10 protein-coding genes are annotated in these 12,099 nt (G+C 73.2%); 1 reads left to right on the top strand and 9 read right to left on the bottom strand.

What is annotated here, in order from left to right; genetic code table 11:
- Positions 1-438: 438 nt before the first annotated feature.
- From ACYQ02_RS04635 to ACYQ02_RS04650, 4 genes are all read right to left on the bottom strand, one after another.
- Positions 439-585 carry a hypothetical protein gene (locus tag ACYQ02_RS04635; protein ID WP_460039274.1) on the bottom strand — a complete coding sequence of 49 codons (147 nt, stop codon included), beginning with the start codon at positions 583-585 and terminating at the stop codon, positions 439-441.
- Positions 586-649: 64 nt separating this feature from the next.
- Positions 650-1,597 (bottom strand): HD-GYP domain-containing protein, encoded by a 948-nt coding sequence (locus ACYQ02_RS04640; RefSeq protein WP_460039275.1) that lies wholly within the window; start codon positions 1,595-1,597, stop codon positions 650-652.
- Positions 1,598-1,934: 337 nt separating this feature from the next.
- Positions 1,935-3,170 carry a flagellar motor protein MotB gene (locus ACYQ02_RS04645; protein ID WP_460039276.1) on the bottom strand — a complete coding sequence of 412 codons (1,236 nt, stop codon included), beginning with the start codon at positions 3,168-3,170 and terminating at the stop codon, positions 1,935-1,937.
- Complete coding sequence (locus tag ACYQ02_RS04650) at positions 3,170-4,030, bottom strand: flagellar motor protein (RefSeq protein ID WP_460039277.1); 861 nt, start codon at positions 4,028-4,030, stop codon at positions 3,170-3,172. The genes ACYQ02_RS04645 and ACYQ02_RS04650 overlap by 1 nt, the downstream gene beginning before the upstream one ends.
- A gap of 374 nt (positions 4,031-4,404) precedes the next feature.
- Between ACYQ02_RS04650 and murJ the strand changes: the two genes are divergently transcribed.
- Positions 4,405-6,105 (top strand): murein biosynthesis integral membrane protein MurJ, encoded by a 1,701-nt coding sequence (murJ, locus tag ACYQ02_RS04655; protein ID WP_460039278.1) that lies wholly within the window; start codon positions 4,405-4,407, stop codon positions 6,103-6,105.
- Between the two features lie 43 nt (positions 6,106-6,148).
- Here murJ and ACYQ02_RS04660 read toward each other — a convergent pair whose 3' ends face one another.
- The 5 genes from ACYQ02_RS04660 to ACYQ02_RS04680 form a co-directional block, all read right to left on the bottom strand.
- Positions 6,149-7,180: an ABC transporter ATP-binding protein gene (locus ACYQ02_RS04660; protein WP_460039402.1), complete on the bottom strand. Its 1,032-nt coding sequence runs from the start codon at positions 7,178-7,180 to the stop codon at positions 6,149-6,151.
- A gap of 5 nt (positions 7,181-7,185) precedes the next feature.
- Positions 7,186-8,172: an ABC transporter ATP-binding protein gene (locus tag ACYQ02_RS04665; RefSeq protein WP_460039279.1), complete on the bottom strand. Its 987-nt coding sequence runs from the start codon at positions 8,170-8,172 to the stop codon at positions 7,186-7,188.
- Positions 8,173-8,219: 47 nt separating this feature from the next.
- Positions 8,220-9,233, bottom strand: coding sequence for an ABC transporter permease (locus tag ACYQ02_RS04670; protein WP_460039280.1), 1,014 nt, complete (start codon positions 9,231-9,233; stop codon positions 8,220-8,222).
- Between the two features lie 27 nt (positions 9,234-9,260).
- Entirely contained in the window at positions 9,261-10,220 is a 960-nt protein-coding gene (locus ACYQ02_RS04675; protein ID WP_460039281.1) for an ABC transporter permease, read from the bottom strand.
- A gap of 240 nt (positions 10,221-10,460) precedes the next feature.
- On the bottom strand, positions 10,461-12,083 hold the full coding sequence (locus ACYQ02_RS04680; RefSeq protein ID WP_460039282.1) for an ABC transporter substrate-binding protein: 1,623 nt from the start codon (positions 12,081-12,083) through the stop codon (positions 10,461-10,463).
- Between the last annotated feature and the right edge of the window lie 16 nt (positions 12,084-12,099).

Below are 12,099 nucleotides of genomic sequence, written 5' to 3' on the forward strand. Positions count from 1 at the left end.
CGCGCTCTCGAAATCCCCAATCAGCTGGTAAGCCAGGGCTAGGTTAAAGGCAATCCCAGCCTGGGCGTCGGAGCCAAGACGGTGCTGATCCGCTATGTCCCTGGCTTTCTGGAAGCACTGCAGGGCGGTCACACCATCCCGGTCGGCGAGCGCCCTCAAACCGCGCTCCACAAGACGCCGCATCGAGGCGGTGTGTAAGGCAGCGTCGGCGTTCACCCGATCGGCCGTCCGGTTTCCTGCATGGTGCTCCACGTGGCCAACCTCCACATGGGCCGGTTCTCGTTGTGTGCGGCCCGCGTTGGCGCAGGGACGGTGTGGGCAACCGGGCTCGGGTTCCCGGTTGCCCACCTTCCCTGCTACTGCTGGGTTGTCACCGGCGGTAACACCCCAGCGGGCACGCTGTCCGGTGGTCTCCCGGTTGGGCCAGAGCCGCTTTTGTCAATCGGCCTGAATGTCGTATGAACCGGTGACGGACGAGGGCTCCCACGGGCTCACCATCATCTTCGCCTCGCTCGTCCCGCCCGTCCCCACCAGGAGGAACGCCGCCAGGCCGAGCCCGGCCAGCCACTTCACCAGCCGCTTCACCGCACTCCCCCCTTTCGCTCCCGCCGCCGTCCCGACCCAGCCCCGGACCACAGAGCTCCCCTGTTCAGGGCTCCTGCCCGGCGGCCGCATCGCGGGCGGTCTCCATCATCGCCACGAACACCTCGGCCAGGTAGGGGTCGAACTGGCGCCCGGCGTTCCGCTCGATCTCGGCCAGGGCCATGTCGACGGTGATCACCTGCCGGTGGTAGGGGCGTCCGCCCACCATGGCGTCGAAGGCGTCGGCCACCGCCAGGATGCGGGCGGCCGGCGGGATCGCAGGGCCTGCCAGGCCGTCGGGATAGCCGCCACCGTCCCAGCGCTCGTGGTGGGAGCGGACCCAGGCCGCCACCGTGGGGAGCCCGGCCACCCGGCGGGTCAGCTGCTCGCTGACCAGGGGGTGACGCCGGATCAACTCCCACTCCTCGGCGTTGAGCTTGCCGGGCTTGTGGAGGATCCGAGGATCCACCGCGAGCTTGCCGGTGTCGTGGAGGATCCCGGCCAGGTTGAGCAGGCGCAGGGCTTCCCCTTGCCAGCCCACCCGCCGGGCCAGGCGGCAAGCCAGGGCGGCCACCCGCCGGCTGTGCCGGTGGGTCAGGGGATCGTACAGGGCCAGGATGTTCAGGAGGTGGCGGATGGCGGTGGGACCGGCCCGCCGCAGGAAGCTGGTGCCGCCTGAGGCGGGCGCTGCCGTGGCGGCCGGTTCCACCCCCAGGTCGAAGGAGGCAGCCAGCCCCCCGAGGGCCTGGGCCGCCCCGGGCGGGGACGCGAACTCGCCCCGGACCGCCGCCTCGCGGACGGCCGCCACGTCGCCCTGAACCGCCGCGTCGCGGACCGCCGCCACCTCGTCCCGGGCCGTCGCCTCGCGGTCCGCCACCTCGCCCCGGACCGCCACATCAGCCAGCGGCGCCGGCTCGTAGGCGACCAGGGCTTCGGCCGCGAACAACCCCTCGGTGGATACCGCCTCGCCCTCGCCCAGGGCAGCGTCGCGCACGCTGGGGGCCTGGCCCGGCACCGCCGTCCCGCCCCGGGCCGGGGTCTGGGGGACTGCGGGCCCCTCCCCCGACGGGGCTCTCCCCGCCGGGGCCGAGCCTGGTTCCTCCCCGTGAGGGGTGGGATGCCCCAGGAGACCCGGCTCGTGCGGGTGTCGGCTGTCTCCGGGACCGCCTGCTGCGCGTGCCACCTCGTCCCCTCCCATCCCGGCGGGGCGCGGGTTGTGGGCGTTGCTGGCCCCGCCTGCCGGCTGCAGACCCATCATTTGACACACACATTAAGGACTGAACCTGGGAACATCAATGGAGATTGCCTAGGACCAGGGGCCCATTTCCCTGGGACGGGCCGCGTCAGGAGTCCTATTGTCGAAGGTTGTCGTCCGCCGTTTCGCCGGTCCGGGCGGTGGGATCCAGGCTCGGCCGCAGGAGGACGATCTCCACCCGCCGGTTCTTGGCCCGGTTCGCCTCGCTGGTGTTGGGGTAGCGAGGCCGCCACTCCCCGTAGCCGGCCGCCGCCAGGCGCCGCGGATCGAGGCCCGCCTGCTCGGCCAGGTACCGCACCACGGTGGTCGCCCGGGCGGTGGACAGCTCCCAGTTGGAGGGGTAGCGCCCGCTGCGGATGGGCAGGTTGTCGGTGTGGCCCTCCACCAGGATCGTGCCGGGAACCCGCGCCAGGATCGGCGCCAGCCGGCGCAGAAGGTTCCGGCCCTCCGGCCGCAGCTCCGCTCGGCCCAGGTCGAAGAAGACCTGGTCGTCGAAGATGATGGCCACGCCCCGCTCCGTTAGCCGGGCCGAAGCCCGCCCGCCGAGGCCCGCTTCCCGCAGGGCGGCGTTGACCCGCTCCACCAGGCCCTCCAGTTGTTCCCGTTCCTCCGGCGACATGGGCGGCAGGCGGGTGCCCGTGGGAAGCTCGGGCTCCGGGGCCCCCGGCGGGGGCGCCGGTTCGTCCGGTCCGGTGGAACCGGTGGAACCGGGGCCGGCCTGGGGGGGCGTCACAGGGGGCTCGGAGACGGGCGGGAAGGGCTGGCCGGTGTCCTGGTTCAGGCCGTCCAGCACCTTGCGGGCATCGGGGGAGACGCCCTCGGTGTCGATGACGGTCTCCCCGGCCGTGGCGAAGGCGGCCCGCAGGGACGCGGCCAGGGCCTGGTAGCGGGCGGCGTTGACCTCCGACATGGCGTACATGACGACGAAGAAGGCGAGCAGCAGGGTGATGAGGTCGGCGTAGGTCAAAAGCCAGCGCATGGAACCGGCCCCGTCGTGGCCCCCGCCGCCGTGGCCCCCGTGGCCGCCTTGGGAGTCGCCCGAACGGCGGGCCCGGACGGCGCCCCGCCGGGAGCCCCGGCCATCCCGGCCGTCCCGCTCCCGGCCGGCCGCCAGGCCGGTTCCACCGCCCGATCCGGCGCCGGAGCCGAAGCCGCCGCCCCCGAAGGGGCCGGACGCCCCACCGAAGGCAGCCCCCTCGCCGAAGGCGCCTCCCGCTCCCCCGCCGGATCCACCGAAGCCGCCGGGCCCCGGACCCGGTCCGGCCCCGGCCCGGCCGGACCACCCGCCGCCCCCGCTGCGCATCCCGGCCGTCCGCCGTCCGGTCGTGGCCATCAGTCACCCACCCCGGCCATCCGGGCCCCCGCCTGCCCGCGGGCCCCGCCGGCCCCGGCCCCTTCGCCGGCCGCCGCCCCTGCGCCGGAACCGGCGGCCTTGCCCCCCTTGGCCGCCCCGGCCGCCAGGAAGGCCTCCAGCTTTTCCCGGACGATCATCGGGTTGTCGCCGTTCTGGATGGCCAGGATCCCCTCGACGACCATCCGCCGGAGCTCGGTCTCGGCCTGGACGTTAGCCTTGATCTTGTTGGCCAGGGGGAGCCAGAGCAGGTTGGCGCTGGCGATGCCGTAGAAGGTCGCCATGAAGGCGACGGCGATGGCGGGGCCCAGGGAGGCGGTGTCCTGCAGGTTCCCGAGGACGTGGATCAGCCCCAGGACGGTGCCGATGATCCCCATGGTGGGGGCGTAGCCGCCGGCCGTCTCCAGGACGCCGGCGGCCACCAGGTGGTGCCGCTGCTCGGCCTGGATGGCGTTTTCCATCACCTCGGCGACCATCTCGGGGTCGGCGCCGTCGATGACGAACTGCAGCCCCTTGGCGAAGAAGGGGTCGTCCAGGTTCTTCCGCTCGTCTTCCAGCGACAGCAGGCCCTCCCGGCGCGCCTGCTGGGCCAGGGCGACCAGCTTCTCGATCAGGGCGCCGGGCTGGTGGCGGGGCGCCCGCAGGGCGTAGGCGATGGCGCCCGGCACCAGCAGGGTGTTCTGCAGGCCGGAGCTGGCCAGCGTGGCCCCCAGCGTGCCGCCGAAGACCAGCAGGCTGGCCGAGGGGTTGAGGAGCTGCTCCAGGTGGCCGCCCTCCATCACGTTGGCGATCAGGACGGCCGCGATGCCGACGACGAAACCGATGATGCTTCCCAGGTCCACAGGCCACTCCCCCGTTCGTCCGATCCTTCCGGGTTATCGGTAGGGGACGCCGGGTGTTGACCGCCGGGGGACGGCGGGAGTTGATCGTCCGTGGGGCACTGGAGGTTGGTCGCCCAGGGGGGCCGCCGGAGGGCGTCGAATTGGGCTATCGTAGAAGCCGTGGAAAGCCGTGGGGGCCCTTCCGCCAGGGCCCGCGGCCGCGGGGAGGGGACACGTTGGCCCGGCAGGAACGGAATCCGCGGGGGACAGGCCCTGCCGGTCGGGGGGCAACCCGGCCGCCCCAGGGGCGCGGCGAGCCGGTCGCGCCCCGGGGCGCTGCGCTGCAGACGGGTCCTGCGCCGCCGAACGCCCCGATGCCGCAGTACGGCGGCGGGGTGGCGAACGGCCCTGCGGCGCCCAAGGGCATGCCCCGCGCCCCCCGCCCGCCGCGAAACGGCCGCACCCTGGCCGCCCAGGGGGTGGCCACGGCCACCCTGCTGATCGCCCTTCTCACCGCCGGCAGCCGGGTCCTGGGCTTTTTGCGGGAGGCGATCTTCGCCTCGGTCTTCGGCGCCAGCCCCGAGCTGGACGCCTTCCTGGTCGCCCACGGGGTGCCGAACCTGATCCTGGGGCTCGTCTCCACCGCCATCGCCACCGCCGCCACGCCGGTGCTGGCGGGGTATGTGGCGGCCGGGCGCCGGGACCAGGCGGTGCGGACCTTCAACAGCCTGGCCCTCGGGGTGCTGGCCTTCGTCGTGCCGGGCCTGGCCCTGCTGGGCGTGGTGGCGGAGCCCCTGGTGCGGCTCATGGCGCCCGGGTTCGACCCCGGGCAGGTCCGCCTGGCCGCCGGGCTGACCCGGGTCCTCCTCATCGCTTCCTTATTTGTAACGCTGATGAACCTGCTGACGGGGCTGCTCCACGCCCACCGGCGCTTCACCGGGCCGGCCTTCACCGGCATCCCCTTCAACCTGGCGATGATCGCCGCCGCCCTGTTCTTCGGCAGCCTCTACGGGCCCTGGGCCCTGGCGGTGGGCTTCACGGTGGGGTCCCTGCTGCGGGTGCTGGTGCAGTTGCCGGAGGCCCGGGGCATCGGCTACCGCCCCGCCTGGGTGGTGGACCCGGCCGACCCCGGGCTGCGGGCCATCGTGGCCCTGCTCCCGCCCCTCTTCCTCAGCGCCGCCGTCAGCGAGGCCAACGTCTTCGTCGACCGGATGGTGGGGTCGACCCTGGGCGAGGGCATCATCTCGGCCTTGAACTACGCCTTCCGGGTCGTCACCCTGCCCCATGGCCTGCTGGCCATGGCCCTGGTCCAGGCCCTCTACCCCTCCCTGGCGGCGGTGGCGGGCGCGGCCGACGGCGCCGCCTTCCGCCGCCTCCTGCAGCGGGGTCTGGGCCTCCTGATGGCCGTGCTGGCGCCCATGACGGCGGCGCTGGTCGCCCTGCGCGACCCCATCGTGGCCTTCGTCTACGGCCGGGGCAGCTTCGATGCCCGGGACGCCGCCTTGACGGCGCTGGCCCTGGCGGCCTACGGCCTGGGCCTCGTCCCCATGGCCCTGCGGGACCTGGCCGGCCGCGCCCTCTACGCCCAGCGGGACAGCCGCACCCCCGCCCTGGCGGCGGTGGTGGCCATGGGCGTCAACGTGGTGGGCGACGTGGTGCTGGGCCGGTGGCTGGGGATCACGGGCCTGGCCCTGGCGACCAGCCTGTCGTTCACCGTGGGCCTGGTCCTGCTCTTGGGCCGGCTCCACCGGGGCCGCCGGGCGGTCGACCTGGCTGATCTGCTGGTGCGGGCCGGCCGGGTGGCGGCCGCGGCCGCGGTGGCCGGCCTGGTGATGGCCACAACCTACCGCGCCCTCCTCGACCGGTGGCAGATCCGGGCGGCGGCCCTGGGCGCGGGAACGGCGGGAGCCGTGGTGGAACTCGGCCTGGTGGGCCTGCCGGGCCTGGCGGGCTGCGCCGTCTACCTGCTGCTCCTGGTCCTGCTGCGGGCCCCCGAGGCCGGCGACCTCCTGGAGGTGGGGCTCGGGATGGCGGGCCGGCTGCGCCGGTTCGTCACGGGCCGCCGTCCCGCCCCCGAGGCGGCCGGAAGCCGCTAGCGGGGGCGGTGGCCAGGGCCCTCCCGGCGGGGCCATCCGACCCTCAGACGTAGTGGCACGCGGCCCAGTGGCCCGGGGCGTGCTCCACCCAGGCCGGTTCCTCCCGGCGGCAGCGGTCGGTGGCCAGGGGGCAGCGGGTGTGGAACCGGCACCCCCGGGGCGGGTTGACGGGGCTCGGCAGCTCGCCCCGCAGCTCGATGCGCTCCCGCGCCGGCGCCAGGGGGTGGGGCCGGGGGATGGCGGCCAGGAGGGCCCGGGTGTAGGGATGCAGGGGCCGGCGGAAGAGCTCGTCCGCGGGGGCCAGTTCCACCAGCTTGCCCAGGTACATCACCCCCACCCGGTCGCTGATGTGCCGCACCACGCCCAGGTCATGGGAGATGAACAGGTACGTCAGGCCCAGCCGCTGCTGCAGGTCGAGGAGCAGGTTCAGGATCTGCGCCCGCACCGACACGTCCAGGGCCGAGACGGCCTCGTCGCAGACCAGGAACTCGGGTCCCGAGGCCAGGGCGCGGGCGATGCCGATGCGCTGGCGCTGGCCCCCCGAGAAGTGGTGGGGATAGCGGGTCGCGTGCTGGGGGCTCAGGCCCACCTGCTCCAGGAGCTCGGCCACCCGGCGGCGCCGCTCGGCCCGGTCGCCCAGCCCGTGGATCAGCAGGGGCTCGCCGATCAGCTCGCCCACCGTGAGCCGCGGGTTCAGGGAGGCGAAGGGATCCTGGAAGACGATCTGCATCCGCCGCCGCAGGCGCCGCAGGGCCGGCCCGGTGAGGCGGGCCAGGTCCTGGCCGTCGAACCAGACCCGGCCGGCGGTGGGCTCTTGCAGCCGCAGCACGAGCCGCCCCGTGGTCGACTTGCCGCACCCGGACTCCCCGACCAGGCTGAAGACCTCGCCCCGGTGGATCGCAAAGCTCACGCCATCCACGGCGTGGACCTTGAGCCGCCGCCCGGGCAGCCCGCCGCCCAGGGGGAACTCCTTGCGCAGGCCTTCCACCCGTACCAGGGGCTCCGGCGCCTCCCGGGGCTCCCGGTGCCCCCCGGGGTCCTGGAGTTCCCTCTGCTGCAGCGCGTCGTGTCCCATCGGCTTCATCCGGCCGCCACCTCCGTGCCGCGTTCGACCCCTTGCAGGTGCAGCTCCTCCGCCCGGTGGCACGCCACCCCGCCGGCAAGGGGCGGCACCTCCCGGTGGCAGGCGCCGACCGCGTAGGGACAGCGCGGGGCGAAGGCGCAGCCCGGCGGCAGCTGGGCCGGATGGGGCACGGCGCCCGGCATCGCCCGCAAGGGCGCCTTGGGCGCGGCGGCCAGGGGCAGGGATTGCAACAGCCCCTCCGTGTAGGGATGCCGGGGCCGGTCGAACAGCTCCGGCGCCGTCGCCTTCTCCACGATCCGGCCGGCGTACATCACCGCCACCCGGTGGCACATCTCGGCCACGACCCCCAGGTCATGGGTGATCAGCAGGATGGCGGTGCCCGTCTCCTCCTGCAGGGTCTTCATCAGGTCGAGGATCTGGGCCTGAACCGTCACGTCCAGGGCCGTGGTGGGCTCGTCGGCGATCAGCACCCGCGGCCGGCAGGCCATGGCCATGGCGATCATCACCCGCTGGCGCATGCCGCCTGAAAGCTGGTGGGGGTACTGGCGGACCCGGCGCTCCGGCTCGGGGATGCCGACCCGCTCCAGCAGCTCCACCGCCCGGCGGCGGGCCTGCCGCGCCGGCGTGCCGTGCAGGATCAGGGCCTCGGCGATCTGGGCCCCCACGGTCATCACCGGGTTGAGGGACGTCATCGGCTCCTGGAAGATCATCGCCAGGTCACGGCCCCGCACCGCCCGCCACTGGGCCTCGCTCTGCTCCAGCAGGTTCGTCCCGTTGAACAGGACCTGGCCCCGCACCCGGGCGCCGGGTGGAAGCAGGCCCATCAAAGCCAGGGCGGTGACGCTCTTGCCGCTGCCCGACTCGCCGACCAGGCCCAGGATCTCGCCGGCGTACAGGTTGAAGTCGATGCCGCCGACGGCCCGGGCGGGACCGGCCGGCGTGGGGAAGGTCACCTCCAGACCGCGGACTTCGAGAACCACCATGGGGTCGTCCACCTCCCGGGCCCGGCGTCCCGGCCGCTCGCGGCCGCTCAGGCGTCCCGCGGATCCAGCACGTCCCGCAGCCCGTTGCCCAGCACGTTGAAGCAGAGCACGGTCAGGAGGATCGCGGCGCCGGGGTATACGGCCAGCATGGGCTGGGTCCACATGTAGGTCTGGGCGTTCTTGAGCATGTTGCCCCACGAGGCGTCGGGCGGCTGGATGCCCAGGCCCAGGTAGCTCAGGCCGCTTTCGGCCAGCACGGCCCAGCCCACGGTCAAGGAGAGCAGGGCCAGGAGCGAGGGGATCACCTGGGGGAACAGGTGGCGCCAGATGATGCGGGCGGGCGAGGCGCCCAGGGCCACCTCGGCCTCGATGAACTCCCGCTCGCGCCACTTGAGGAACTCGGCATACACCAGCCGCGCCACGGGCATCCAGTAGTTCAGCCCGATGACGGCCACCACCACGGCCGGCGAGTCGCCCAGCACCGCCAGCTCGGCCACGATCAAGAAGTAGGACGGGATGGCCATCACGGCGTCGACGAAACGCATCAGGACCGTCTCGACCCACCCGCGGTAGAACCCGGCCAGGGCCCCGACCAGCGTCCCCAAGCCCAGGGCGATGGCGGCGGCCAGGCCCGCCACCGTCAAGGTGATGCGCCCGCCGGCCAGCATGCGGGCCAGCATGTCGCGCCCCAGCTCGTCGGTGCCGAGCCAGTGGCCCGGGCCCGGCGGGGCCAGGCTGGCCAGGGGATTGGTGGCGTCGGGGTCGAGCCGCAGCAGGGCCGGCCCAAGCCACACCACGGCGTACAGGGCCAGCAGCACGGCGCCCGCCAGCAGCAGGGCCGGCCGGCGGCGGGCCCGCGCCCAGAAGCCTTCGGCGTCGGGCTGCAACGCCTCGGCCTGGGCCGGCGGGGTGCCGGCGCCGGGAGGGGTGCCCGGTGGATGCCCGCCACCGGGTCCGGGGACCGCCTCAGGTCCTCGGAGCGCACCGGGTCCGGCGACCGCACCGGGTCCGGGGACGGCGTCCGGTCCGGGGACGGCCCTGGCTTCCGGATTGGAGATCATCACGTCCTTCCCCCTTTCCCGGCGGCTTCACCCGGCGGCATGGCGGATCCGCGGGTCGACCAGGGAGTAGGCCAGGTCGACGACCAGGTTCGTCAGGACCACCACGACGCCCGCCACCACCGTCACCGCCATGATCACCGGGTAGTCCCGGCCCATGGCCGCCTCGACGGCCAGCCGGCCCATGCCAGGCCAGGCGAAGACGCTCTCGGCGATCACCGAGCCGCCTAAGAGGGCCGGGATCAGAAGGCCCAGCATGGTCAGCACGGGGATCAGGGCGTTGCGCAGGGCGTGGGCCAGGATGATGCGCGCCGGCCCGGCCCCCTTGGCCCGCGCCGTGCGGATGAAGTCCTGGTGCAACACCTCCAGCAGGGACGACCGCACGAAGCGCAGGATGTTGGGCAGGATCACCAGCATCAGCACGAAGGCCGGCATGACCAGGTGCCGGAGGCGATCCGCCAGGGAGAACTCGGCCCCCACGGTGGCCATGCCCCCGCTGGGCAGCAGGTTCCACCGCACCGAAAGGGCCATGATCAAGAGGATGCCGAACCAGAAGTCGGGCACCGACACCCCGAAGGTCGAGATCAAGGTCGCCAGGTGGTCGATCCACGACCCCCGCCGGAGGGCGGCGGCCATGCCCAGCGCCAGCCCCACCACCAGGGACAGGGCCAGGGTGGCGGCGGCCAGGACCGCCGTGTTGCCCAGCCGCTCCAGCACCAGGGGCATCACCGGCTCGCGGCTGTTCATCGACTGGCCGAAGTCGCCCTGCAGGGCGTCCCCCAGCCAGCGGGCGTAGCGCACGGGCAGCGGCTGGTCGAGCCCCAGCTGGCGGATCAGCGCCTCCCGCTGCTCGGCCGTGGTCTCCATGCGCATCACGGCGCCGGGGCCGCCCGGGGCCACGTTGACCAGCAGGAAGGTCACCACGGTGATGACCCAGAGGACCACCAGGCCCTGGAGCAACCGCCGCCCGGCAAAGCGAATGGCCGTCATGGCTTCCGTTGCACCTCCCCCGCCTAGGACCGGGTGGAACCGGCCGGGCCGCTGCCGCTGCGGGCCCGGGGCCCGGCCCGGCCACCTGCCCCCTCGGCCCTGGGACCGGCCGGGCTGCCCGCCACGACGGGCCCGGGGCCCGGCCGGTTCGCCCGCCGCCGGCCGGTTCGTCCGCCCATGGCGCCGGCCGGTTCATCCGGGCCGCGGCTCCCCGGGGCCGGGCCCCAGGGCCCGGTCGCGTCAGCGGGTCTTGTACCACTCGTCCACGTAGAGCCCCTTGACCGCGTAGCTGCCCGGCGGCACGTGGAGCGCCTTGTTGTAGACCACGATGCTCTCGGGCCACCACAGGTAGAGGTAGGGCAGCTCCTCCGCCATCAGCGCCTGGGCCTCGGCGTAGATCGCCTTGCGCTCCTCCTCGCTGGTCGCGGCGCGCCCGCGGCGGAGCAGGTCGTCCAGGGCGGGGTTGCGGTAGTTGGGGATGTTGTTGCCGCGGCCCGCCGCCTCCGAGGCGTAGTAGGGGTAGACGTCGGGGTCCGCCGGCGTCGACCACCAGGCCAGGGTCGCCTCGTAGTCCCGGTTGACGATGGCCTTCTCGATGTAGCTGTTCCAGTCGAGGACGTCCACGTCCACCTGGATGCCCAGGTCCTTCCACCACTGCTGGACCAGCAAGGTGGCGGGCACCAGCTGGCGCATCTGGGCCGCGGTCATCGTGATGTGGAAAGGCTTGCCGTCCTTCTGCAGGATGCCGTCGGGCCCCGGTGTCCAGCCGGCCTCGGCCAGCAAGGCCTTCGCCTTCTCAGGATCATAGGGGTAGCGGGCCACGTCGCCGTTGTAGTACTCGGCCTGCAGGGGCGGGATCGGCCCGGTGGCCACCTGCCCGTAACCCTTGAGCAGGTTCTGGATCATGGCCTCCTTGTCGATGGCGTAGGACAGGGCCTGGCGCACCCGCTTGTCCTGGAAGCGGGGGTCGTCCTGGTTGAGGGCGACGAAGTAGTAGACGTTGGTCAGCACCCGCTCCAGCTCCAGGTTGGGGTTGTTCTGGAGCTTGTCCAGCAACGTCGGGTCGTCGATGGACAGCATGTCCACCTCGCCGGCCAGCAGCTGGGCGATCTGGGCGTTGACGTCGGGGACGATGCGGATCACCACGTCCTTGACCTTGGGCTTCTCGCCCCAGTAGTTGGGGTTGGGCACCAGGCGCACGTGGGAGCCCGAGACGTACTCGGCCACCATGAAGGGCCCCGTGCCGATGGGGTTCTTCTTGTTGAAGTCGTTCAAGCTCCAGGGGTCCTTGACGCCCTCGAAGACGTGCTTGGGCAGGATCCCGGAGTAGTACGTCAGGTACGACGGCAGCGAGGCGAAGGGTTCCTTGAGGTGGAACTCGACGGTGTGGGGGTCGACGGCGACCACCTTCTCCACCGCCTTGTACTCGCTGCTGTGGTTGGCGCCGAGATCGGGGTTCAGCGCGATCTCGTTGAAGGTGAAGGCCACGTCGTCGGCGGTGAACGGCTGGCCGTCGGACCACTTGACCCCTTCCCGCAGCTTGAAGGTCCAGACGAGACCGTCGTCGGAGACGCTCCACTCGGTGGCCAGGTGGGGCACCGGCTTCATGTGCTCGTCCCACCGGGTCAGGCCGGGGAAGATCATCTCGTTGATGACGTTGGACTCCGCATAGGCGTTGGGATGCCACGGGTTGAAGGTCGGGTCGGCCGGCGTCACCAGGGTGACGGTGGCGTTGGGGTTGAACGCGGCCTGGCCGCCCGTGGTGCCGCCCGCCCCGCCGCTGCCGCCGGTTCCACCGCCGCTGTCGACGCCGGTTCCGCCCCCCGGGCCGCCGCACGCGGCCAGAAGGGCTGCTGCCGCCACCAGAAGGCCCGCGGCC

This window comes from Thermaerobacter litoralis (assembly GCF_054654595.1).